Source organism: Epibacterium ulvae (assembly GCF_018678075.1).
Lineage (GTDB): Bacteria > Pseudomonadota > Alphaproteobacteria > Rhodobacterales > Rhodobacteraceae > Epibacterium > Epibacterium ulvae_A.
Window position 1 is genome coordinate 148,036 of record NZ_JAHHIR010000025.1, and the last position, 22,604, is coordinate 170,639.

The 22,604-nt window shown below is 56.3% G+C and carries 21 protein-coding genes; 8 read left to right on the forward strand and 13 right to left on the reverse strand.

Annotated features, from left to right (window positions below; translation table 11 throughout):
* The 3 genes from KMP13_RS06790 to KMP13_RS06800 are packed head-to-tail and all read left to right on the forward strand — an operon-like array spanning position 1 to position 2,293.
* On the forward strand, positions 1-657 hold the full coding sequence (locus KMP13_RS06790) for a Tim44/TimA family putative adaptor protein (protein WP_215264996.1): 657 nt from the start codon (positions 1-3) through the stop codon (positions 655-657).
* Positions 654-1,706 (forward strand): murein transglycosylase A, encoded by a 1,053-nt coding sequence (mltA, locus tag KMP13_RS06795; RefSeq protein ID WP_215264998.1) that lies wholly within the window; start codon positions 654-656, stop codon positions 1,704-1,706. The genes KMP13_RS06790 and mltA overlap by 4 nt, the downstream gene beginning before the upstream one ends.
* Positions 1,706-2,293, forward strand: coding sequence for a Smr/MutS family protein (locus tag KMP13_RS06800; protein ID WP_215265000.1), 588 nt, complete (start codon positions 1,706-1,708; stop codon positions 2,291-2,293). The genes mltA and KMP13_RS06800 overlap by 1 nt, the downstream gene beginning before the upstream one ends.
* A gap of 1 nt (position 2,294) precedes the next feature.
* Here the strand turns inward: KMP13_RS06800 and KMP13_RS06805 are convergent, their stop codons facing one another.
* From KMP13_RS06805 to hslV, 4 genes are all read right to left on the reverse strand, one after another.
* The gene (locus KMP13_RS06805) at positions 2,295-3,407 is read right to left on the reverse strand and encodes an alpha/beta hydrolase (protein WP_215265002.1); all 1,113 of its coding nucleotides are present in this window, start codon (positions 3,405-3,407) and stop codon (positions 2,295-2,297) included.
* A gap of 82 nt (positions 3,408-3,489) precedes the next feature.
* Complete coding sequence (gene hslU, locus KMP13_RS06810; protein WP_215265003.1) at positions 3,490-4,800, reverse strand: ATP-dependent protease ATPase subunit HslU; 1,311 nt, start codon at positions 4,798-4,800, stop codon at positions 3,490-3,492.
* Between the two features lie 12 nt (positions 4,801-4,812).
* Positions 4,813-5,877 carry a hypothetical protein gene (locus KMP13_RS06815; RefSeq protein ID WP_215265005.1) on the reverse strand — a complete coding sequence of 355 codons (1,065 nt, stop codon included), beginning with the start codon at positions 5,875-5,877 and terminating at the stop codon, positions 4,813-4,815.
* A complete protein-coding gene (hslV, locus tag KMP13_RS06820) occupies positions 5,874-6,431 on the reverse strand; it encodes an ATP-dependent protease subunit HslV (RefSeq protein ID WP_215265007.1) in 558 nt (185 codons plus the stop codon). Before hslV ends, KMP13_RS06815 begins: the two co-directional genes overlap by 4 nt.
* 246 nt (positions 6,432-6,677) lie before the next feature.
* On the opposite strand from hslV, the gene KMP13_RS06825 reads away from it, so the two are divergent.
* Entirely contained in the window at positions 6,678-6,875 is a 198-nt protein-coding gene (locus KMP13_RS06825; protein ID WP_215265009.1) for a DUF1127 domain-containing protein, read from the forward strand.
* 157 nt (positions 6,876-7,032) lie between these two features.
* Here the strand turns inward: KMP13_RS06825 and trxA are convergent, their stop codons facing one another.
* From trxA to regB, 8 genes are all read right to left on the reverse strand, one after another.
* A complete protein-coding gene (gene trxA / locus KMP13_RS06830; RefSeq protein WP_215265010.1) occupies positions 7,033-7,353 on the reverse strand; it encodes a thioredoxin in 321 nt (106 codons plus the stop codon).
* 61 nt (positions 7,354-7,414) lie between these two features.
* On the reverse strand, positions 7,415-10,765 hold the full coding sequence (gene addA / locus KMP13_RS06835) for a double-strand break repair helicase AddA (protein ID WP_215265012.1): 3,351 nt from the start codon (positions 10,763-10,765) through the stop codon (positions 7,415-7,417).
* The gene (gene addB / locus KMP13_RS06840; RefSeq protein WP_215265014.1) at positions 10,762-13,683 is read right to left on the reverse strand and encodes a double-strand break repair protein AddB; all 2,922 of its coding nucleotides are present in this window, start codon (positions 13,681-13,683) and stop codon (positions 10,762-10,764) included. The genes addA and addB overlap by 4 nt, the downstream gene beginning before the upstream one ends.
* Positions 13,676-14,365 carry a nucleotidyltransferase family protein gene (locus KMP13_RS06845; protein ID WP_251363708.1) on the reverse strand — a complete coding sequence of 230 codons (690 nt, stop codon included), beginning with the start codon at positions 14,363-14,365 and terminating at the stop codon, positions 13,676-13,678. The genes addB and KMP13_RS06845 overlap by 8 nt, the downstream gene beginning before the upstream one ends.
* On the reverse strand, positions 14,362-15,360 hold the full coding sequence (locus tag KMP13_RS06850; protein WP_215265015.1) for an aminoglycoside phosphotransferase family protein: 999 nt from the start codon (positions 15,358-15,360) through the stop codon (positions 14,362-14,364). The genes KMP13_RS06845 and KMP13_RS06850 overlap by 4 nt, the downstream gene beginning before the upstream one ends.
* Positions 15,353-15,832: a tRNA (adenosine(37)-N6)-threonylcarbamoyltransferase complex ATPase subunit type 1 TsaE gene (tsaE, locus tag KMP13_RS06855; RefSeq protein ID WP_215265017.1), complete on the reverse strand. Its 480-nt coding sequence runs from the start codon at positions 15,830-15,832 to the stop codon at positions 15,353-15,355. Before tsaE ends, KMP13_RS06850 begins: the two co-directional genes overlap by 8 nt.
* 45 nt (positions 15,833-15,877) lie before the next feature.
* On the reverse strand, positions 15,878-17,428 hold the full coding sequence (locus tag KMP13_RS06860; RefSeq protein WP_215265019.1) for a PAS-domain containing protein: 1,551 nt from the start codon (positions 17,426-17,428) through the stop codon (positions 15,878-15,880).
* A gap of 86 nt (positions 17,429-17,514) precedes the next feature.
* Positions 17,515-18,912, reverse strand: a complete 1,398-nt coding sequence (regB, locus tag KMP13_RS06865; protein WP_215265021.1) for a sensor histidine kinase RegB — start codon at positions 18,910-18,912, stop codon at positions 17,515-17,517.
* A 96-nt stretch (positions 18,913-19,008) separates the two neighbouring features.
* Between regB and KMP13_RS06870 the strand changes: the two genes are divergently transcribed.
* The 3 genes from KMP13_RS06870 (at position 19,009) to KMP13_RS06880 (ending at position 21,455) form a co-directional block, all read left to right on the forward strand.
* Positions 19,009-19,626: an SCO family protein gene (locus KMP13_RS06870; RefSeq protein WP_215265023.1), complete on the forward strand. Its 618-nt coding sequence runs from the start codon at positions 19,009-19,011 to the stop codon at positions 19,624-19,626.
* Between the two features lie 84 nt (positions 19,627-19,710).
* Entirely contained in the window at positions 19,711-20,265 is a 555-nt protein-coding gene (locus KMP13_RS06875; protein WP_215265025.1) for an ActR/PrrA/RegA family redox response regulator transcription factor, read from the forward strand.
* Positions 20,266-20,273: 8 nt separating this feature from the next.
* Positions 20,274-21,455: a glycosyltransferase 61 family protein gene (locus KMP13_RS06880; protein ID WP_215265027.1), complete on the forward strand. Its 1,182-nt coding sequence runs from the start codon at positions 20,274-20,276 to the stop codon at positions 21,453-21,455.
* Here KMP13_RS06880 and KMP13_RS06885 read toward each other — a convergent pair.
* The gene (locus KMP13_RS06885) at positions 21,452-22,045 is read right to left on the reverse strand and encodes an HD domain-containing protein (protein ID WP_215265029.1); all 594 of its coding nucleotides are present in this window, start codon (positions 22,043-22,045) and stop codon (positions 21,452-21,454) included. The two genes, KMP13_RS06880 and KMP13_RS06885, sit on opposite strands and share 4 nt — an antisense overlap.
* Before the next feature lie 195 nt (positions 22,046-22,240).
* Here KMP13_RS06885 and KMP13_RS06890 point away from each other — a divergent pair, with 195 nt between their 5' ends.
* Positions 22,241-22,555, forward strand: coding sequence for a hypothetical protein (locus tag KMP13_RS06890; protein ID WP_215265031.1), 315 nt, complete (start codon positions 22,241-22,243; stop codon positions 22,553-22,555).
* Positions 22,556-22,604: the final 49 nt, after the last annotated feature.

Consider the following 22,604-nt stretch of genomic DNA (forward strand, 5'->3'; position numbering starts at 1 on the left):
ATGGACAATCCGGTGATTAATCTTTTGATTCTGGCAGGAATTGCCATTTTTCTGATCCTGCGTTTAAAAAGTGTTCTGGGTACACGCGATGGATTTGAAAAGCCGCGCGCACCGTCTCAGTCGACACGACGCATGCCGCAAGACCTTGAAGTTATTGAAGGCGGCCCCGACAGTGACATTACCGATCACGTCGAAGCGGACAGCCCAGAAGCACGCGCATTGGCCGCGATGAAGCGCATTGAGCCCAGCTTCAGCGTAAGCGAATTTGTCCAAGGTGGCCGCGGCGCATATGAAATGATCCTGATGGGTTTTGAAAACGGTGATCTGGCCGACATTCAACCCTTCCTTGCAGAAGAGCTGTACGACAGCTTTGTTGACGCGGTCTCTGCGCGTGAGGATCAAGGTTTGACGATCGAGGCAAGCTTTATTGGTGTTCGCGAAACCGCGTTGGTGAACGCGACATTCGACGAAGGCTCCTCTATGGCGGAAATCACCATGCGGTTTGTGGGTGAATTGACATCAGTGGTCCGTGACGGCGAAGGTGCCGTTGTCGAAGGCGATGCCAAAACGGTCAAAAAGCAAAAAGACACTTGGGTCTTTGCCCGTACAATGGGTGCAGATGATCCGAACTGGCAGTTGGTTGCAACAGACGCATGATCTCGACGCTCCGAAAAGCATTGGGCCTTTCGGCCCTTTGCGGCGCTGCCCTCAGCGCCACCGGAGCCTCGTCTGAGACCACCGTTCAACTGATGGATTTTGCCCAGCTGGATGGTTGGGCCGCAGATGACCATGAACGCGCGTTTGAAGCGTTTTTGGAAACCTGCCCCGATTTGGATGATCCCGACTGGAGCACATTATGCGCGGTTGCGCAGTCCCAAACCGCTGGATCAGCGCGGGCCTTTTTCGAACTCTTCTTTCGTCCAGTCATTGTCGAGGACGGCAAAAACGCGCTGTTCACCGGATATTTTGAACCTGAATTGAACGGATCGAAGTACAAGACTGACCGCTTTCGCTATCCGGTCTATCGCCAGCCGCCTGAATCCCGACAGACCAATCTGTGGTATCCGCGCCGTGATATTTTGACCAGCGGTGTTATGGATGGGCGTGGCCTCGAAATTGCCTGGGTCGATGACCCGGTTGAGCTGTTTTTTCTGCAAATTCAGGGATCCGGCCGTATTCGCCTGCAAAATGGATCCGTTACCCGCGTCGGTTATGGTGGTGCGAACGGGCATGAATACCGCTCTATTGGGCAGGAACTGGTGCGGCGAGGGGTCTATAAGGCGCATCAAGTCAGCGCGCAGGTGATCAAAAACTGGGTTCGGCGAAACCCGTCTGCGGGTCGGGAGCTTTTGTTTCACAATCCGTCATACGTGTTCTTTCGGGAAGTAAACCAAGTGCGGACCTCCAAAGGGCCGCTGGGGGCGATGAATCGCTCGGTCACGCCGTTGCGCAGTATTGCTGTGGATCCGTCCTACACGCCACTGGGCGCTCCGGTTTGGGTGGAAAAAGACGGTGAGAACAAGATGCGCCGCCTGATGATTGCCCAGGACACCGGATCCGCGATCAAAGGCGCGCAGCGGGCCGATATTTTCTTTGGTACTGGCGATGCGGCAGGTCAGGCCGCCGGCAAGCTGCGCGATCCCGGTCGCATGTACATCCTGTTACCAATTCAGCGTGCATATGCGCTTTTGCCGGAAGATCTCTGATGACCCGGCGGAAGTTGACTGACGAAGAAATCGACCTTTGGAAAAAGGTCGTTAAACAGGCCGAGCGGCTGCATCCAGAGGTTGCGCAAAGCCCGCACCCTACCCCTTTGCCAAAGCCAAAACCCAAAAAGCAGGTTCAGTTTCGCGCGGAGCCGTTTGAAATTGGGGCCAAAGCCAAGTCGGGCGCCAAAAGTAACAACATCAAGCCTGCAATTGCCACCACACTGGCAAGCCGCGGTGTCCAGATGGACGAAAAATCCTATCGCCGTATGAAACGTGGCAAGTTGAAGCCCGAGGGGAAGCTGGATCTGCACGGGATGCGGATCGACACCGCCCACCCTTCACTGACACGGTTTATTTTATCCGCGCAGGCTTCGGGAAAACGCCTGGTTTTGGTGATCACTGGCAAAGGCAAAGACCGCGATGAGCCCGGCCCGATGCCGGTTCCACGCGGTGTTTTGCGTCATAAAGTTCCGCAGTGGCTGGCACTTCCCCCACTGGCACAGGCCGTTTTGCAAGTCACGCCAGCGCATTTGTCACACGGTGGCGATGGGGCCTATTACGTGTATCTGCGGCGCAATCGATAGGCTATTGTTCCACCGCCTCCTCATCAAGCTCGACCCGCACCGCGCCGCCCAGTTGACTGACATCACCCGGCAGCAGACGCGCCAATTCAATGCGCCGACGTTCCTGCGCGTCAGCCTGATCTCGGAGCCGTCTCAGAAGCGCAATCAGGGTTGGTGAATTTGCGGCGGGAAAATGGTTCAGATCGCGGCTGCGTTTCAAATTCGACGTGTCGACAACTTGGACCGGTAGATCCGAAAGTTGCTCAAGCGAGCTGATATTGCCCAAACGCGCTCGCGTATTTGTACCACGGATACGCTGTGAAATACCCAACGCGCGGTCTCGGCTGTTGGCAAAGATGACAAAGGGTTGCGGCACCGATTGAAACCGCGCGATCTGGCTTTTGAACAAATCCACATCCAAATCAGGCGACATCAAAATCACGCCGGACAGATTGCGTTTGGACCACCCGGGCGAGCTGATCTCAATCTGGCGCAGGGCTTCCATCGTCAATTGTGAGCCCAGAGAATGCGCCACGATAATCACCGGCAGCCCGGTTGCGTTATGGGTGGCGCGTAGCAGGTTTTCCAATCCGTCACGTGCAAACAGCGCGCTGTCTTCATCATAGGCATAGCCAAGCGTCGCACCGCGGCTGGGCCAAGAATAAAAAATCGTCGCGCCGGGAATTTCGATGTCGCGTTTTAACTGCGCGGTGCGAAAGGCCGCCTCGGCATGTGTGTTGTTGAAACCATGGACAAAAATCGTGACCTCGCGTTGATACGCTGGGATCTTGTTCAAATGGCTTTTGATACGCCGTCGAAAACTACCTTCGTCGTGAAGGGTTTGCGCGGAAATCACGAAATCGGTTCTTGGATCCGGATCCGCCCCACCAAGGTTGAGGGTTCCGCGTTCACGCTCAGGCGGGATGGAGATTTCCATTTCCAACAGGCTCAACGTCGCAGAACGCTCAGACCCAAACCCTGAACCCTCGGCTTTGCGACTTGTTGCCCCGAAAATCATTTCTTGCTGCCCCACCCCTGCGGCGGCTGGGATAATGGGTGCGGCGCCCCTGTCGTGGGCACAGGCCGACAAGATCGCAAAACATAGACAAACGAAAACGGAGGCGACTCGTGGCATGCGTCTCACCAATTAAAGGCCTTTGGCGGGAGGCTACCTGCCTCGCCGCCAAAGTCCAGTGCTACGTGCGACCCGTACAGGGTCAGAGCACGTAACGGCTCAAATCGCTCGATTTGCTCAGCTCGGCGAGGTTGTCGGCAACAAATTTGGCATTGATGACCACCGCATCACCACCACGATCAGGCGCGGTGAACGAAAGCTCCTCGAACACCCGCTCCATAACCGTGTAAAGGCGCCGCGCACCGATGTTTTCCACCGATTGATTGACCTCGGCGGCCATCTTGGCAAGGGCCGCGATCCCGTCCTCGCTAAAGGTGACATCGACTTTTTCGGTGTTCATCAAAGCGGTGTACTGCCGAGTCAGCGCATTGTCGGTTTCGGTCAGAATGCGCACAAAGTCGGCCTCTGTCAGCGCACGCAGGTTCACCCGGATCGGCAAACGACCCTGCAGTTCCGGCAACAGATCCGAGGGTTTGGCGATGTGAAACGCGCCCGACGCGATAAATAGGATATGGTCGGTTTTCACGGGGCCATGTTTGGTGCTGACGGTTGTGCCTTCGATCAAGGGCAGCAAATCGCGCTGCACCCCTTCGCGACTGACATCACCGCCACGCGCATCAGATCGGGCGCAGACCTTGTCGATTTCATCCAGGAACACGATGCCGTTTTGTTCAACGGTTTCCAATGCGGTGCGCGCCACGAGCTCGTCGTCCAACAGTTTGTCGGCTTCTTCCTCAATCAGCACGTCATAGCTTTCGGAGACGGTCAGTTTTTTGCGAACGGTGCGCCCGCCCATCGCTTTGCCAAACAGATCGCCAAGGTTCATCATGCCCGCACCCGCGCCCGGTTGGCCGGGAATTTCGAACATGCCGCCCATTGGATTTGACGTATCGGCCACTTCCAGCTCGATCACGGTGTCGTCCAGCTCACCTGCGATCAGCTTTTTGCGGAACATGTTCAGGGTGGCTTCACGCGCACCATCGCCGGCAATCGCGGCCAGAACCCGGCTTTCGGCGGATTTGCGGGCCTTGGCCCGGACATCTTCCCGCATGAATTCACGGGTTTGCAAAATCGCCGCATCCACCAGATCACGCACGATCTGTTCTACGTCGCGGCCCACATACCCAACTTCGGTGAATTTGGTGGCTTCAACTTTGATAAAGGGCGCACGGGCCAGTTTCGCAAGCCGGCGCGAGATCTCGGTTTTACCAACGCCAGTGGGGCCAATCATCAGGATGTTCTTGGGGTAGACTTCGTCGCGAATGTCGTCCGGCAGCTGTTTGCGGCGCCAGCGATTGCGCAGGGCAACGGCTACGGCGCGCTTGGCCTCGTTCTGGCCAATGATGAACCGGTCCAGTTCGGATACGATTTCACGTGGGGTAAGGTCTGTCATGATTTACCTTGGTCAGTGTGACGGCGGCAGCCGGTGAACCGGTAGCACGCCAGATACAAGTGAAAGAAGTGTCGCCCGGATCTTGGTCCAAAACGCCCCCAGGAAAACCAGGAAAATGCCAAGAACCAGGATTGTCATCGCAGCCCCTTCTCCGTCGAAAACGGTGGCTGCCAGGGTGACGATATAGCCGATAGCGGCAATCAAGAAGGATCGGCGGTCGATGATTATCGCGACAAATGCAAACAGTAGCAGAATGCACAGCAACAGGATGTTCGATATTGCGGTGTCATGTTCCAGCAACGACAGGGCAATTGTGTTCACCAAAGCGGGTGCTGCAACCACATGCAGCCAGAATCCTTGTGCCGATCGGCGTGTCACTCGGTGTGGATCGCTAAGATCAAACCACATCGCGACGCAGAACACGGCCAATCCCACCAAAAGCGTGATCCAGGCAAAGGGTCCGTTTGCAGAGAGCAAGAACAGATCCGTGAACTCGGCCGGGACCCCTGCTTGGATGCCGCCGGTCAATATGGCCAAGCTGAACACGCCAAACGCAATCAACGCCATGGCAAAGGGGACTTTGAACCGCAGCCAAAAGACAAAAATTGCAAGCGTCGATAGGGCGAGCGGTAGAACAAGGCTGCTATAGTCGTTTTGCGCCACCATAAATGGTGCTGCCAACCATGCGTTCAGACCTGCTCCAGAATTCACCGCAAAGAGAACCGCGAGCGCGATTGCAGGTGCAACCATGCGTCGTCTGCGGATGAAGTATTCCGACAGCCCCCACAAGATCAGGCCGGCGATGATAGCCGAAATGACAACCCGTCCGGACACGTCCCCGATCTGGCCAATCATCGCAATGCTATTCACCCCGATCCAGCCAGAAGCCAGGATGCATAGGCCGATCACAATGAAAATCTCATTGAAGCCTTTGAACAGCTCAAAAGGTTCATCGCCTTCTGCCAGATCTTTGCGAGCACCGTTGCGGGTGTCTGCCAAAGCTTTCAGCGATGCGGCTTGCGCTTCGCTGATCAGGCCAGATCCAACTGCCGCGCGCAGATCATCAGGACCGATCATTTGCCAATGCTTTCGACCGTTAGGTTTCCATTCGTGTACACACAGATGTCCGCCGCGATTGCCATTGCGGACCGGGCGACATCTTCTGCCGTTTTGTCGCTGTCCATCATGGCACGGGCTGCGGCCAAGGCAAAGTTGCCGCCGGATCCAATCGCTGCCACATTGTGTTCCGGTTCCAGAACATCGCCGGCCCCGGTGATCACAAACAGATCTTCGCCGTCGGTCACGATCAACATGGCCTCCAGCTTTTGCAGGTATTTATCGGTGCGCCAGTCTTTTGCCAGTTCGACGCTGGCTCGCGCCAATTGCCCCGGTGTTGCTTCCAGTTTAACTTCAAGCCGTTCCAGCAATGTGAACGCATCCGCTGTTGAACCCGCAAAGCCTGCAACAACATCATAGCCGCCGGGCGACAAACGCCGCACCTTGCGGGCGCTGCCTTTGATGACGGTTTGGCCCAAGGACACTTGGCCGTCCCCAGCAATGACAATTTCGCCGTCTTTCTTGACACCGATGATGGTTGTTCCGTGCCAGCCTGGAAATTGCGTGTCTGCCATCTGTTCCTCCGCTTTTCTTGGTCTCTATATGGATTCACATGGGCGTGGGCACAAGGGAGGCTGAATTTATCGCCGCATTGATGGCTGTGGCAGCCGCGCGCTGCGCAAAGTTTACAAACTGGTCATTTGCTATGCGCTCAGCGCAGATCCGGCCTGAAAAACGGGCAATTGTGAGACTCACTTGCCAGGCGTACACAGAGCCCACAACCGACATGGGGTCGGCTGTTTCATTTAAGGATCTGCGCAATGGCAGCCACTGCAAACACCCACGCGCCGCTCGGAGCAGTCTCTATTCTCCGTGTGGTGGACACCGTAATTTCTGCAACGAAAGCAATCTCGCGCTGGAACGACAAGCGCCTGACTCGCAAAGAACTGTCTCGCCTGACAGCAACACAACTCGACGATATCGGGCTGACGGTTTACGACGTCGATCACCAGTTCTAATGCTTGCAACAGCATTGACGACATCCAGCCGCCGGTTTCCGGCGGCTTTTTGTTTGCCAGCTGTCGAGTGAAAAGGCCGGGGCTTTCTGTGTCTCAGGCATGAAAAAAAAGGGCGCTCAGTTGGCGCCCTTCGTTCGTTTTGTTGATCTCGCTTGGATCAGATGGATTCGTCGATCCAGCTTTGCAGAGCTGCCTTTGGTGCAGCGCCGGCGCGGTTTGAAATCACCTGGCCGTCTTTGAAGATAAACAGGGCAGGGATGCCGCGAACGCCCATTGCAGCTGCCGCATTCGGGTTGCTGTCGACGTCAACTTTGGCAACTTTCAGTTTGTCACCATATTCGGCAGCCAACTCTTCGAGAGCCGGGCCAATTTGTTTACATGGACCGCACCATTCGGCCCAAAAATCTACAACAACGGGTACATCCGAGTTCTTGACCTCTGCGTCAAAGGTCTCGTCGGTAACGGCAACGGTGGACATGAGACTGTCTCCTGAGTGTTTGGCAACTGAAGTCGGAACCTAGGTAGCGCTTAACCGATCGTCAAGGTTCCAGACGCTGGAAGTATGCCCGCGACACAAGTTCGTGTGGTAATTCCATAATGGTCGCAGTGCGTGTCCAAATGATTGCGGTTTCGATTTTTCGCTCGGGATAGATTTGCGAAAGCGCCAGCGCATAGGCCCCCATCTGGCGCAATAACCCATCTGGGCAGCGCTCAGCGCTGTCCGGCACAACGGCATTGGATTTGAAATCCACGGCGAGAACGCGATTGGGGGCAACGATCAACCTATCGATCACCCCATGCAAACGCTGACCGTCCAAAGTCGCGGAAATTGGCACTTCTGCCAGCGCAGCAGGTGAAAACACGCGTTTTAAATCCTCAGCTTCCAGAACACCCACAGCCTCGGCGTAAATCTCCGCCTCTGTCGTGGTATCAATGTCAAGACGTTTGGCAATATTCGGCCATTCGGGTTGCGGATGTTTGGGCAGATGTTCGAGCAACAGATGCACCTTGGTCCCACGCGCCTTTGCTGCTTCCTCACTCAAGCCCTGTTCACCACTCAACGCTTTGGCACCACCCAATTCCGACGGGCTGAGCGTTGGGGCAGGGGCGACAAATTCAGGCGCTGTACGGGTGAAGAGGGCCGGCAACGTCACCTCTTCCTTGATGTCCTGCGCGACCTCAACAAAATCGAGACCATCCCAATCACCATGGGTTAGGCGCAGCCCCTGATCTTTGTTGTCGCGCGGAGTTGCGCCACGGGCAAGAGCGGCTTGTTCCACCATTTGATACCAGCTGTCCCCCTCAGAAGACAGTTCACCCGCCGTGGCCACAATCAGCCATTTCTCGGCCCGCGTCAGCGCCACATACAACAGACGCAGCCGTTCGTTGTTGAGTTTCTCCAGCGAATGCTCACGCGCGGCCTGCATGACCGGCGGCATCTGTTCCTTCGGCATTTTCCAAAGCGGGGTGGACTCGGCCACCATGATCTCTTCATCACGAGGCGCGCGGCGTTTTGCGGTGTCAGGCAGGATCACAATCGGCGCTTCCAAACCCTTGGAGCCATGCACCGACATCACCCGGATCATATTGCCGGCAGCCCCCATCTGGCGTTTGATTTCCAGATCATCGGCCTGCATCCACACTAAAAACCCGGTCAGGCTGGGAATTTCCGACCGTTCATAGGCCAGCGCCTGTGAAAGCAGCGCGTTGATCCCATCCTCGGCCTCGGCTCCCAGGCGTCCCAACAGGCGACGGCGCCCATCGTGCCGGGTCAAAATGCGTTCGATCAGATCAAAGGGGCGCAGAAAATCCGTGTTGTCGCGCAGGTCGTTCAAAACCGCCATTGTATCAGGGAAGGCCTCTGCACGGTCGCGCAGCGCAGTCCACAGATAGGGTGAGCCGCGTCGGTGGGCGAGGTCAAACAGCTCCTGTTCGGACCAGCCAAACAAGGGCGACTTCAAAGCGGCCGCAAGCGAAAGCGAGTCCTCTGGTGTTGCAAGGAACGACAACAGCGCAGCGATATCTTTGACCGCCAGTTCCGCTCCAACTTTCAAACGGTCCGCGCCGGCGATTGGCAGGCGCGCGGCTTTGCAGGCGCGAATGATCTCGGAAAACAGCTCGGACCGGCGTTGAACCAGGATCAAGAAGTCACCGGGTTGAACCGGACGCCGCTGGAACGTGCCGCGTTCCGGCCCATCGCAGGGAATGGTCTCACCGGCGTCAATCATGCGCTTGATTTCCTGCGCAATGTTTTCCGCAAGGATCACGGTGTGATGGCGTTTGCCCGGGCGATCCACGGGGTCGGTCCAATGCCTGTCGTCGTCCTCTTCCACCTTTTCAACCGCAGGCCAAATGTCGACCCGACCGGGAAGGTCCGATTTGAACGCCCGATGCAGCGCGTCCTTGTGAAATCCCGCATTGGGGCTGTCTTTGAAAATTTCGTCCACCAGACCGAGAATGGCCGCAGAAGAGCGAAACGAATATTCAAGCGATGTGGTCTGCAGCTGCGAGCCAACCTCGGACAGACGATGACCGAATTCAGCCTGCATCCGAAGAAACGCATCTGGGTCGGCGCCCTGGAAGGAATAGATCGATTGCTTCATATCGCCGACGACAAAAATGGTCCGCTCAATTTGCGAACGCGCACCCTCGCCAGCGGTGAATTCTTGGGTCAGTTTCTCAACCACATCCCATTGCACCGGACTGGTATCTTGTGCCTCGTCGACCAGAATATGGTCGATACCGCCATCCAGCCGATACAGAATCCACGACGCCACGGCGGAATCGTTCAGCAATTGCCGCGCCTTGAGAACCAGATCGTCAAAGTCCAACCACCCGCGAAGCTGTTTGCGCCGCTCATATTCGGGCAGAAACTTCGCCGCGAACCGGTGGAGGAGCGTTGATTTTTCGACGGCGGCCAGCGCCAGACGTTTGGTGCGCGCATCCTCGACCCGGGTCATAAAGGGCTCGATCTTGGCCATCAGATCGGGATTGTCGGTGCGTAATTTTTTGGTCGGAAAGCTGCCGATCTTTGCGGTAAACGGCGATTTTGCCCCAGAACCCGTCAGGAAAACGGACTCCAAAATCGGTAAATCCGTCAAATTAGGGTCAGAAATGGCCTTCAGCTTGACCGCAGCCTTTTGATCGTTTGCACCGCCAGAGGCCAAGACGGTCCGCAACCGCTCCAACAAATCCGCTTCGTCACCCAGAAACACCTGCGATTTCAAATCCAGGCGGTCAAAATCTTCGGGTAGTTCGAACAAGGCGCAAAGTGTGGCTCGGTCGTTCTCACCTTTGAAGTGTTCCCGACGTTGGGCAATGGCGCCCGTCAGCGTTGAGAAGTCGCTGTCAGAGACGTGATTGGCCAGCGCATCCATCAATTCTGGTTCTGCTTCGGCCAAGTCCTCGGCAATTTCGCCCTGCAACAGCGCGATGGAGCGGTCGTCCATTTCACTAAACTGCGGGCTTACATTTGCCTCCAGCGGAAAACGGCGCAGGAGCGCCGCACAGAACGAGTGGATCGTCTGAATTTTCAAACCACCCGGCGTCTCAATTGCGCGCGCAAACAGAGTGCGGGCTTGCGCCAGTTCGCGGTCCTGGTCGCCCAACTCCACACCAAGATCAAGCAAAGCGTCGAGCAGCGCCGCGTCGGGCAACATGGCCCATTCCCCCAAGCGCTGGAACAGACGGTTCTGCATCTCGCTGGCTGCGGCCTTGGTATACGTGAGGCACAGGATGTGTTGCGGCTGCACCCCTTTGAGCAACAGGCGCGCAACCCGGTCTGTCAGAACCTTGGTCTTTCCCGAGCCGGCATTGGCCGAAAGCCAGGTGGAGGCATCAGGTCGCGCGGCACGAAACTGCGCTTCGGATGCGGCGTTGCGGGTATTCATGTCAGATCCTCCGGCGTGGGATCCGTACTGCGATCCCATTCACCAAACCGGGCGAGGTGGTCGTAATCCCCGATCATATCGTCCTTGTGCACCATGCTACGGCTCGAAAACCCTTGGTTAGGATCGAAATACGCGGCAATCAGAGCCTGCAATTCTTCCCAAACCTGTGCAGGCGGATCGTTGTCGAGCGGTGCGGCGACCTCTTTCAGTGTTGAACCTAACCCCAAGAATGTCGCGCTATGGACCTCTCCTACGCCGAGGTCAGAGAACCCGCCTTGTTCCACAAGCGCGGCTTCGATCAAGAGCTGCTTTTCAAACTTCTTTTGCTGCGCAACTGTGGGCGGCGTTCCAGTCTTATAATCATAGAGGTGCAAGAACCCGCGTTCATCGGCATCTATGCGGTCCGCCCGACAGGTGAGGGTGAAATCCAGCGGGTCGAGCCGCGCTTGGCCCAGAGCCTCAAACGAAATGGGTTTGGCGCGGTCTTGTCGCATCCGTTCGCCCTCGACAAAATCCCGGGCAATGCGTCGAATACGCGACTGCCAGAGGCTACGTGCGACGGGCCATGGAACATCCTGCGCCAATTCGCGTGCCGTGAGTTCCAGCAAATGTTCGGTGGTCAGCGTATCGGCGTCGTTCAGGGTATCTTTGATGAACACTTCAAACACCCGGTGCAAAACGATGCCCCGCAACAAGGCATCGGGTTCCTGCACAAGGCTGTTCAATGGCTTCAGCCGTAGCACATGTTTCGCATAGATCGCATAAGGGTCACGGATCAGGCGCGGGATTTCTGTCACGGAGAGCTTGCGCGGGCGTGCGGCCACCGGTGGGCGTGGAGAGGGGCGGACAGCTGCTGCAATCGGTGTTGGTTTCTCCAATGCGCGCGCCCAGTCGAGCCATTGATGACCTCTGGCGCGCATTTGTTTCAGATGCTCAGGTCCGCCTTGATCGGGTAGGCCGGACAATAGGTTTGTGATCCGGTTCAGCCATCGCGACGGCACTGTGTCGGCTTCATCCGTTCGATGCGCGCGGGTCAGCCAGACTTCACGCCCGGCGATCGCTTGCTGAAAATCATGGGCGGCCAATCCGATCCGACGTTCCGGCAACAACAGCCCCGCTTGGCTGCGCATTTGACGGTTCAACCAGGGATCGGGACTGGCGGATTCGGGCCAGCTGCCTTCGTTCAGCCCGCCCAAGATCACAAGATCCGCGCCTTGGACTCTGGCTTCCAACGTGCCCCAGATCATGCTGGACCCATAGGGCGCGTCGCGGTCGCGCACCTCACCTTGGGACAGAAGTGCCCCCAGAAGATCGGCAAAATCATGTGCGGACAATGCGCCTGCGACATGCGCCTCAGCTTCGAGTTTCTCGATCACGGCCAGCGCTTCACGGCCGGCTTTTTGTTCCCACAACCCGCCGCTGCCGGTGGTCTGGCTGCCACACGCGATCAACTCGGCCAGTTCACGTAGACGTTCCAACCAATGGGTGAGAGGTAAATCTTCGGCCACTTCCACTACAGCAAAACAGTGACCCAGCCAATCCAGCCAACCCTCCGTCAGCTCACGTCCCGTAGCAAATGCTTCAAAACTCAACCGGTCCGGGAAGGGTGGTCCATTGCGACGAATATGCAGCTCCAGATCGCGGGTGTGTAACAGATGCAACCCGCGTTCAGCGCCGCTATGGGTCAACGGATGTTTGAGCAATGTCAGCAGTTTGTCCGAGGTGAGCCGTTTTGAGAACAGCGCAGCCACATGTCGCAGAAACCGACCGGGTGGTGACAATTGCAGCGGCAGCCCTGCAGAATCATCTGGCAGAATGTCCCAGCGGTCCAAGGCAGACGACACCTGCCGCGTGAGCATCCGATCTGGTGTGATCAGCGCCGCCGTTTGCCCGTCCTCCGCCGCTTGTCGTAAACGCAATGCGATGGCCAGGGCTTCGCCGCGGGGGCTTTCTGCTTCCACCAGGGTGAGATCGCGGGTGGCTGCGTCAAGATCCTTCAGCTTTGGCCCTTCTCGCATCCAAGCGTCCGTCACCGGAGCCGGGCGCAACGCTAAAGACACCATCTGGTTGCGGCCCACAGTGGCGGGTATTTCTGCGGACCAGGGGCGCACGTCGGTCGCTGCCAAATCGAGATCCCGCAGAAGCTTGTGAAACCTGTATTGAGGGTGATCTTCGGACGACAATGGATTGTCGAGCTCTGACCACACGTCTTGGGGTTGGTCAAAGTCAAACCCCGGCAAAATCACGGCACCTTGGGGGAGGCGCGCGATGGCTTCCATCAACATCAAGGTTGTACCGCGCGACCCGGTTGAGCCGGCAAGGATCACGGGGTGTTGTGGCGGCGCAATCTCCCAAGATGTGATGAGTTCGGTGACCAGCAACCGTTGCCGCGCTTCTTTGTCCAATAAACCATCGTGCTGGTCGACCAACTGGTCAGCGATGCCAATAAAGCTTTGCGCGCGTGCCCAATGACCGGATTGATCAGACACATCCAGATCACGGATCACGTCGGTCGACACGCCTTCGCCCTGCATTTCGTCGATCAAGGTGGCAAGGCTGTCGGACAGATCATAGAGCGACGCGCGGGAGGCTAAGTCGGGTTGCGCATCCAGCAATTTGCTGACCAATTGCGTAAGCTCAAGCCTGCGGCGCAGCGGTGGCACTGCGGCGGGCAGGGGAACCGCTGCTGTCAGATCACCAAGCATGACCAATTGCGGCAGCAAGAGCGCTGGACCTGTGTCAAACAGTTGCCGCACGCGTCGGGCCATGCGGGTTGTGTTCAAAATGACCTGGGCCTTGGCCAGGGATTCCGGTGGCAATCCATTGCTTCGGGCCAGCAGCCCGTCAACAAGCGCCTTGGGAAAATCAACGCCGCAGGGAACTGCAAAAATGCGTGGCTCGGAACTCGGTTCAAACATCAGATGCAATCAGATTTTCCGCCAAAGGAATGCACTCCGCACGACCAACATCGCACCATTTTCCGGGGTACTCCGCACAATAGAGCCTGTTTTCACTGTTCATTCGATCCCAAACAACGTTGAGCGAGAACGCGTCGTCCTGGATATCTCGTAGACTGTCCGTCTTGATGATTTGAACGCCGCCATAGACCATATTGCCACCACGAGACGGGCGGCCTGTGTCTGAAATGGTGAAGTCACCAGAGCCAATGCGTCCGATGGTGCGTTTCAACGGAATACACAACAGCAACGCATCCATTTGGGACGGATCCCAAGCGTTGATTACTGTTTCCAACGGGTTGGGACCTGACCAAATGACATCCGGATTGAGGGTCAAAACAGGGCCGTCGCCAAGAAGAGGCAACGCCTGTTTCAGCCCACCGCCAGTATCCAGAACGTCCGGCTCTTCGTGGCTAATCAGGACGCCTTGTGGCTCCACATGTGTGCGGACCTGATCCCCCAGATAATGTGTGTTGGCCACAATTGTGGGAGCGTCTATAGCGTTCACCAGATCCAACGCGTGGTCGATCAGCGGTCTACCTGCCACCTCTATCATTGGTTTTGGTCGATCGGCCGTCAGCGGACCCATGCGCGTGCCAAACCCGGCGGCAAAAATCATGACCGGAAAGGTTTGATCGCTCATGCTTTCAACTTTCGTAGGTTTTCAGTGGTCGGCGTTGGCACGGTTTCGCGAATGATGGGTTCAATCTTGGCCAATTCCGGCCGCAGTAACGCGCGTTCGATATGGGCCCAAACGCGCGGGATAAAGTCCACGTAGTGTGGTTTTCCCATCTGCGTCGCCAATCGTGCAAAGACACCGACGATCCGCAGGTTGCGTTGCAGGCCAAGCGCCCAATAGGCCGTGGTAAATGCGGTGGGATCGACTGAGGTTTTGTCGATGTAATGGGCAATCATCGCGGTCTCAACTTCTTCGGAGACGTCGCGGCGTGCGTCTTGCAACATCGAAACCAGATCATAGCTCGGGTGGCCCGAGGCTGCGTCTTGGTAATCCAACATGCCAACACGCGCCACACCATCGCGGTTGGGCAACCACAACAGGTTTTCTGCGTGAAAATCCCGTTCTACCAAAACTTCGGGCCCGCCCGTGCATTGAGTGAGCAGCTCAAAAAGTGCCGTGTTGAAACGTGTCTGATGCTCGGTCGATACATCGCCCGTCAAATGTAAACAGTAGGACGTGAAAACAGGCTCACAGACCTCAACCATTTTTTGTGGGCCGTACGCAGGAAGATCCGGCAGCAATGGACATTGATGGAGCGCGATCAGAGCATCGGTTGCGTCGCGATACAGCTCTTTTTCGCGGTGAGGCGCGTCTTCCAAGACCTCCTTGAAACGGTCATCACCCAAATCTTCGAGCAGTAAAAACCCGTTTTCAACATCGCGCGCCAGGATCTCAGGAGCGCTGAAGCCTTGGGTGCGCAGGTGTTCACCGATGCGGATAAAAGGGCGAACATTCTCACCACGTTCTGGCGCAGCATCCATCAAGATGGCCGTATCCCCACCCAGATAAAGACGATCGTAACGGCGGTTGGAGGCGTCACCGGTCATTGAGACGACTTTGGCGGCGGACCAGGGTGTGGCGTCCAGAAAGCTACGTTTTAATGCGACACGATCAGTCATGGGATAGGTTTTCCAACAGGGGAGTCCACTTTGGGTCGCTCCATTCAAATGTGACGGTTCGCACGTCCTCAACAGTGTCGTTCAGGTCGATTTTCAAACGCAAAGCATGGGGTGGGGCGACGTCTTCCAGTTTTTCCGGCCATTCGACCAAGGTGATTTCACTGTCGAAGGCCTCTACCAGACCCAATTCAAACACTTCATCCAGGGACGACAGGCGGTAAAGGTCACTGTGCCAGATCTCACAATCGGGTCCGTCGTAGGTTTGCACCAGCGTGAAGGTGGGCGAGGGGATGTCCTCGGGCTGGGGCAGGAGGCTTTGAATGAGGTTGCGGGCAAAATGGCTTTTGCCGGCGCCGATTATGCCTTCCAGCAACAAGCAATCGCCAGCGCTCAGATGCGCGGCGATTTTGCGGGCCATGTCGGCCATGTCATCGGGGCTTTGAATGTCTTTAGAAACGGAAAAAGCGGTCATGGCGCTAAAATGGCCATGTCCGCTTGTCGCTGCAAGCGCGTTCCGTCACTCGTGTGCGTTGGAAGACAGAAAGCGTTGCTGAACTGGGGGCAGTGCGGTCGGCTCGGATGCGTGGAACCGCACTAGGGTGGTTCCGTTCGACAATGCTGTGACCCGGCAGGTTAAGCTCTCGCCTGACCGCAAACTCACCGTGCACCACCAGGGATCGCGGCTTTCGGTGCCAAGCACAAAGTCGCGCACAGCGCCCCAGGCGGATGTGGCCGCCGTAAAATCCTGCCAGATCTTGCAGGCGTCAATGATCGACACTTTGGCAAAGCTTGCGTCGGGGTCGACATTCCATAGCGCGTGATAGGATTCGTTGGAGAACGACATGGTGCCATCTTTGTTGAACACTGCGATGGCTTCGTCCATTTGATCCATGATGGATTGCCCGACTTCCAGCTCGGTCCGGAATTGGCGGGTGAGCGTGATCTCGGCGGTGATGTCCTCGAACAAGAACGCGATTGCGCCATCTGGGTGGGGGCGACCAGAGACTGAATAGACCGATCCAGACGGCATCGACCATGTTTCCTGATAGCGCCCTTCGGCTGCGGCTTCCAAAAGGTCGGCCATCTGGTGGCGCCAGCTGGAATAGCTTTTGGGTTCGGGCATCATGCGTTGATCGCGCAGGCGGTCAAAAAACGTCATCATATCCGGACGAGAGCTGAGGAAATTTGCCGGCAGCGCCGTCAGATCGATAAGGACAGGGTTAAACAGGACCAGCTGTTGGTTGCGGTCGAAAATCGCTAGACCGATGGACAATTGGGCAAAGGTTTTTGCCAGTGTTTGCACAAAGTTACGCTGTGCAACCTCGGCATCGACCACGGCGTTCACATCAACCGCATGACACAGCCAGCCGGCCTCGGTCTCGGTTGTGGACAGGTTGTACCACAGTTTCTTTTCGCTTTCGGGAAGGGTGATCGAAATCCGCTCCGGACGGCCGCTTGCCTTGGGTTCATCAAGGTCGGTGAACATCGGCTTGGAAAAATCTGCGTTGCGACCGCGAATTTTGCGGCTGAGGTCGTCATATGCCAGATTGGTCCAGGTCACGTCGCCTTCTTCAGACTGAAGCCAGACGGGGTAGGGCGCTTGATGCACCGCCGCCCGCAGGGTCGTAAGCTCCTGGTCCAGGGATTTATTCTGTTCTTCCAGCGTGCTGCGGCGCAATTGGACGCGGGTCACACCGTCGATCCATTCGCAGTGCGCCTCACGACTGTCCGCGCCGGCCGTGCCAGACAGAACCAAAGGACCGACATCTTTTAGGAAGGTCGGGGACTGGGGGAGACCGGGGTAGCTGCGGGAGAGTTGATCGCGCAGGTTGGACCAGCTGAATTCCTCAGCATTTTCGCCAATGAATTTACTTGCGCCTGACGACCAGCCGATCAAGGCGTTGTTGTCGAATAAGAAAACCGCGTCAGTTCTGCCATCACCCACCAAGAGGTCATGTTCCATACGTTTCGCATATGTGCCCGGTGATAACCACCAGACCGCAATTGTAGCAGTTGCAGCACAAAGCGCGAAGAGCGCCAGCCATTCAACCGAAACGATGTCTTGCATGTTTATGCCTCGATTTGTTCATCTGTCTTACATCGTTCTTCATAATGGTTAAATGAAGTTTAATCGGTTGATTAAAAGTGAACGCATCAAAATTCTATCGGTATGTTCTTGCCGACGGATGGCGAGGTTCCGCCCCATTCGGAGTCGACTTTGTTGCGCGGCCATTTGACTTGTACAATAGCACCCCGGGCCAACGCAGGGTCGAGAAAATCCTGGTAAGGGTCGCTGCCGTTTGCAAATTTCAGATCTGCACCCGTGCGTTCCAAAAGCGTTTTGGCGATGAACAACCCAAGCCCCATGCCTTCATAACCCGGACGTTCCTTTCGTTCGCCCTCCTGTCGTTTGCGGCGCACAAAAGGATCCCCAATCCGTCCCAACAGATGCGGAGGGTAACCTTTTCCATCGTCACTGATCGTAACCGTGATGGTGGTGTCATCCCAACTCGCGTCGATCCAAACGTTGGCGGCGGCAAAATCAACGCCATTTTGAACCAGGTTGCGCAGCCCATGGATGATCTCTGGTTTGCGCAGGATCTTGGGGTGTAAAAGATCTGCGCCTTCAATGGGTTCCGCATCGATGTGCAGCATCTTTCCGCGATTGGAATGGGGCTCCACGGCCTCATTTATGACCGTGGACAGGGGGGCTTGGCGCATGTGCAAATCCGATTTCCCAGCGCGCCCCATACTGCGCAGGATATCACGACAGCGGTCAGCTTGGTCGCGGATCAGCTCTGCATCTTCGCGCAGAGCTGGCTGGTCTTCCAACTCATCCACCAGCTCGGCGCTGGCCAATTTAATGGTGGCCAATGGCGTGCCAAGTTCATGCGCAGCCGCCGCAACCACGCCGCCGAGATCGGTCAATTTCTGTTCCCGCGACAGCGCCATATGGGTGGCGGCAAGCGCGTCGGACATGGACCGAATTTCCGAACTGATCCGGTATGAATAGGCGCCGATAAACAGGATCGCGATGACAATCGCCGCCCAATTGCCAAAGATGAAAATGCCGGGCATCTGCATTTCCGCACCCGAAGCGGTCAGCAGAGGCCGGTAGATTTCCGACATCACCGTCACCAGAAAAATGGCCGTAACACCCACAATGATCGCCGAACGCAGCCGCATCATCGCGGCAGAAATGGTCACCGGACCCAGCACCAGCAGCGCAAAGGGGTTGTTCAACCCACCGGTCAGATACAACAAGATCCCCAACTGCAGCAGATCAAAGAGGATCATCAGCAGGTTTTCAAACTCAGAAAGCCGCTTGTTCTCGGGGAAGGCAAAGGTTGCGATCAGATTGCTCAGCACCGAGATGCAGACGGTGATGTAGGTCAGCTCGATATGAAACTTGAAGCCAAAGATCCATTGCGCGGCGAACAACGCGGTGATCTGGCCAAAGATCGCAACCCATCTGAGGATGATCAACGTCCGCAGGCGGATCCAATGGCTGCGTTCCTGCCCGCGCATCAGGCCGATATTTGTATCAGACATGTGACCAAGTGCTCCGCTTGAAACTGTTGCAAATACTGATAGGTCTCACGAGGGAAACGTTCAATCGACCCGTGCCGTTTATTGAAAGAGGGTTCTATGACTCGTATTTTTGCCGTTTTGGCCGCAACTGTCGCGGTTGGTGGGCTTGGGGCCGCATGGTTGGTCACTCAAAAGCAGACAACTGAGCTGTTTGAAAACTGTCGCGCCAGCGCAGTTGCCGGCGGGGCCGGAGCGATTGGGGGTGCGTTTGAGCTGTTGAACGCCCAAGGGGAGACCGTCACCGATACCGACGTGATCACCGAGCCGACCCTGGTCTACTTTGGCTATACCTACTGCCCGGACGTCTGCCCCTTGGATGTATCGCGCAACGCCGAGGCGGTGGATCTCTTGGCAGATGGCGGTATCTCCACCACGCCGGTTTTCATCTCGATCGACCCCGAACGGGACACACCCGAGGTGGTCGGCGACTTTGCATTTAACCTGCATGAGAAGATGATCGGTTTGACGGGTTCACCCGAACAAGTCAAAGCCGCGAGCCGCGCGTACAAGACATTCTACCAAAAACAGGATGGCGATCCTGAATATTATTTGGTGAACCACTCAACCTACACCTATTTGGTTCTACCTGAACACGGCTTTGTTGAGTTTTTCAAACGGGACGCGCCAGCGGAAGACATGGCAGAACGTGTGAGCTGTTTTGTCGAAAGCGCCTAAAGGCCGCGTTGGGTTTGACCTTTGAAAGCGCTACGTAATATCGTGGTCAGCATCCGTGACTGACCGGTTGGGAGAAATGAGCATATGGCCGAAACTGACCCAGAACTGATTGGGACCGACAATTCGCTGTTGTTGGTGGACGACGACGAGCCGTTTCTGCGGCGATTGGCCAAGGCCATGGAAAAGCGTGGATTTGAGGTTGAGACCGCGGGATCTGTTGCAGCCGGTTCAGCCATTGCCACAGCCCGCCCGCCGGCGTTTGCTGTTGTTGACTTGCGATTGGAAGACGGCAACGGGTTGGATGTGGTCGAAGTCCTGCGTGAAAAACGCCCCGACAGCCGGGTTGTGGTTTTGACCGGATATGGTGCGATTGCAACGGCGGTGGCTGCGGTGAAAATCGGCGCGACGGATTATTTGTCGAAACCGGCCGATGCGTCCGACATCATGAACGCTTTGCTGGCGAGTGACGATGAACTGCCGCCTCCGCCGGAAAACCCAATGAGCGCTGATCGCGTGCGTTGGGAGCATATTCAGCGTGTCTATGAGCTGTGTGATCGTAACGTTTCTGAAACCGCGCGGCGCTTGAATATGCACCGCCGGACTCTGCAGCGGATTCTGGCCAAACGCAGCCCCCGATAAAGGTTCCCATGGTGACGAGTGATGCATTGCAAGAACCCTCTCCTGAGGGGGGGTGGTCCGAGGCGATGATCACGCTCGCACAGGCACATGTTGTACCACCGACCATCAGCGCGTTGGTTCAGCCTGCCGGTGTTCTGTATCAGGACGGAACCTATTGTCCCCAAGGGGCCTTGTGGCGCCGGTATCGTCCAATCACCACGCAGCCGGAAATGCCAAATCCGTCGGGTCCGATGCTCGAAGGGCGGTGGCTCTGGGGCGGAGTTCTATGGGCGCATTTCGGACATTTCCTGGTTGAAAGCGCAGCACGCCTTTGGGCCTTGGCGGAATTGCACCGTCCTGTTGATGGGGTTCTGTTTATCCCCAAACGCCCCGATCCTGATGTCGCCATCCGCGGGTTTCAAACGGATTTCATTCACTGTTTTTCGCCGGATCTACCGATCAAATTGGCCACGTCCGCCATGCAGGTTGAGGAGCTGGTTGTACCGGGGCAGGGGTTCGGGCTGGGCTCTATCGTGTCCGGAACGCCAAAGTTTCGCAACGCGATCCACGCCCGATTTGCCCGTGATATCAAACCAGACGGACCAGACCGGATATACTTATCGCGCTCTAAACTTGGACTGAGCAAAGGCGGGCTCCTTGGTGAGGAAGAGCTGGAAGACCGCCTGCGCGCCGAAGGGTATGAGATTTTTCATCCCCAAGATCACAGTCTAGATGTGCAGCTTGCACGTTACAAAGCTGCACGTCAGGTGATTGGCGCGGATGGTTCGGCGCTGCATCTTTATGCGATGGTTGGTCGACCGGATCAGCAGGTCGCGATGATCCTGCGCCGCGAGTCTGGCGCAAACTTGCAATTGGTGAAGAACGTCCAATCGTTCTGCAAATGCGATCCCTTGGTGATCAATGCGCTGCGTACAGAATGGCTGCCGGTCAACAAGCAAAGGTCCAGCCGCGAGAGCCACGGCGAGCTGGATCACCAGGTGATCGGGGAAGAACTGGCGCGGGAAGGTTTCATCAGCAAGGATGCAAGTTGGGAGCCGGTTACAGGCCGAAAACGGCGTATCATGCTGCGCCAAAAAGGCATCCGCGAGGACAAAAACTACGTTGAATCGCCCAAGTTCAAACAGCAGCGCATTCGTGACTTGCGACGCCAACGTCGCGCGGAACGCGCTGCACAGGACTCCCAGTCTTAGAGAGCGGCCAACAGCTCTTCGTGACGTTTGACAAAGTCGGCGCGCACCTCAACAGGCGGACGAAGGTCGATGTTTAAATCTGCAATGACATCAGGGTTTGGCCGACCAAAGAATTTGTTGGCTTCCTTCTCGGAAAAACTGGCGATCTGAACCGCTTCCATCCAGGCGCTGACTTTGTCCGCGCGTTTGATCTGGGCTTTGATCGTTTTTGGTAGAAGCGCCGGCAGGCCGAACCGGATGTGAATAGCGGCCGTCAAACGTTCATCAAGCGCGCCATAGCCCGGACCAACGGCAGCTTTGACCGGCGAAATCATGTCACCGATTACATATTCAGGCGCGTCATGCAGCAGGGCCGCCAGTTGCCATTTCACCGGCGCCTTGGGGCAAAGTCGTGTGTAAATCCGCTCCACCAGCAGGGAATGCTCAGCCACAGAATAGGCAAAATCGCCCTGAGTCTGACCATTCCATCGGGCAACAAATGCCAACCCATGGGCGATGTCTTCTATTTCAATATCAACCGGGGTGGGGTCTAAAAGGTCCAATCGGCGCCCAGACAGCATTCTTTGCCAGGCTCGCGGAGCTTTTGCCATTGGCCAATTCCTTTTCAATAACGCGTTGAAATACAACGCTGCTTTAATTCTGAGACGCTGCGTTCCACACAAAGGTGACCTCAGCGTGATTGAAAGATACGCTCAAAAGACACATAATACTTAATGGGAGAGGAGCCGTGTGACCTCTCACTCAGGCCCTCTCTAAAGACTGACCTCTAGCGAAAGGAGCTTGTTATGTTCAAGCGTTTGTTAAGTGTATGTATGATCTTTGGCATGGCGGCCACTGCTCCGCCTGCGACGGCTGGAACCTGTACAGAACGATCCAAACTTATTGAGAGATTGTTTGACAAATATGCCGAAAATCTAACGGCGGGGGGAATACGCAGTGGACGAAAAGGAAACGCCCTGTTTGAGATTTGGTCCTCACAGGAGACCGGGACCTTCACTCTTCTTGTTACATATCCAAACGGTGTGAGCTGCGTTGTGGCGGCCGGAACTGACTTTTTTGATACGTTACCTGCAAAAATGCCACTTGGAACTCCTGGCTGACCAGATCTCGCGCTTACTCAGGCCATGTTCGTTGCTTGTAAACCATTCG

What these genes read in the sequence shown, in the direction of transcription:
- KMP13_RS06790 (WP_215264996.1), top strand. Translation starts at nt 1, where the DNA reads ATGGACAATCCGGTGATTAATCTTTTGATTCTGGCAGGAATTGCCATT.
- mltA (WP_215264998.1), top strand. Translation starts at nt 654, where the DNA reads ATGATCTCGACGCTCCGAAAAGCATTGGGCCTTTCGGCCCTTTGCGGC.
- KMP13_RS06800 (WP_215265000.1), top strand. Translation starts at nt 1,706, where the DNA reads ATGACCCGGCGGAAGTTGACTGACGAAGAAATCGACCTTTGGAAAAAG.
- KMP13_RS06805 (WP_215265002.1), bottom strand. Translation starts at nt 3,407, where the DNA reads ATGCCACGAGTCGCCTCCGTTTTCGTTTGTCTATGTTTTGCGATCTTG.
- hslU (WP_215265003.1), bottom strand. Translation starts at nt 4,800, where the DNA reads ATGACAGACCTTACCCCACGTGAAATCGTATCCGAACTGGACCGGTTC.
- KMP13_RS06815 (WP_215265005.1), bottom strand. Translation starts at nt 5,877, where the DNA reads ATGATCGGTCCTGATGATCTGCGCGCGGCAGTTGGATCTGGCCTGATC.
- hslV (WP_215265007.1), bottom strand. Translation starts at nt 6,431, where the DNA reads ATGGCAGACACGCAATTTCCAGGCTGGCACGGAACAACCATCATCGGT.
- KMP13_RS06825 (WP_215265009.1), top strand. Translation starts at nt 6,678, where the DNA reads ATGGCAGCCACTGCAAACACCCACGCGCCGCTCGGAGCAGTCTCTATT.
- trxA (WP_215265010.1), bottom strand. Translation starts at nt 7,353, where the DNA reads ATGTCCACCGTTGCCGTTACCGACGAGACCTTTGACGCAGAGGTCAAG.
- addA (WP_215265012.1), bottom strand. Translation starts at nt 10,765, where the DNA reads ATGAATACCCGCAACGCCGCATCCGAAGCGCAGTTTCGTGCCGCGCGA.
- addB (WP_215265014.1), bottom strand. Translation starts at nt 13,683, where the DNA reads ATGTTTGAACCGAGTTCCGAGCCACGCATTTTTGCAGTTCCCTGCGGC.
- KMP13_RS06845 (WP_251363708.1), bottom strand. Translation starts at nt 14,365, where the DNA reads ATGAGCGATCAAACCTTTCCGGTCATGATTTTTGCCGCCGGGTTTGGC.
- KMP13_RS06850 (WP_215265015.1), bottom strand. Translation starts at nt 15,360, where the DNA reads ATGACTGATCGTGTCGCATTAAAACGTAGCTTTCTGGACGCCACACCC.
- tsaE (WP_215265017.1), bottom strand. Translation starts at nt 15,832, where the DNA reads ATGACCGCTTTTTCCGTTTCTAAAGACATTCAAAGCCCCGATGACATG.
- KMP13_RS06860 (WP_215265019.1), bottom strand. Translation starts at nt 17,428, where the DNA reads ATGCAAGACATCGTTTCGGTTGAATGGCTGGCGCTCTTCGCGCTTTGT.
- regB (WP_215265021.1), bottom strand. Translation starts at nt 18,912, where the DNA reads ATGTCTGATACAAATATCGGCCTGATGCGCGGGCAGGAACGCAGCCAT.
- KMP13_RS06870 (WP_215265023.1), top strand. Translation starts at nt 19,009, where the DNA reads ATGACTCGTATTTTTGCCGTTTTGGCCGCAACTGTCGCGGTTGGTGGG.
- KMP13_RS06875 (WP_215265025.1), top strand. Translation starts at nt 19,711, where the DNA reads ATGGCCGAAACTGACCCAGAACTGATTGGGACCGACAATTCGCTGTTG.
- KMP13_RS06880 (WP_215265027.1), top strand. Translation starts at nt 20,274, where the DNA reads ATGGTGACGAGTGATGCATTGCAAGAACCCTCTCCTGAGGGGGGGTGG.
- KMP13_RS06885 (WP_215265029.1), bottom strand. Translation starts at nt 22,045, where the DNA reads ATGGCAAAAGCTCCGCGAGCCTGGCAAAGAATGCTGTCTGGGCGCCGA.
- KMP13_RS06890 (WP_215265031.1), top strand. Translation starts at nt 22,241, where the DNA reads ATGTTCAAGCGTTTGTTAAGTGTATGTATGATCTTTGGCATGGCGGCC.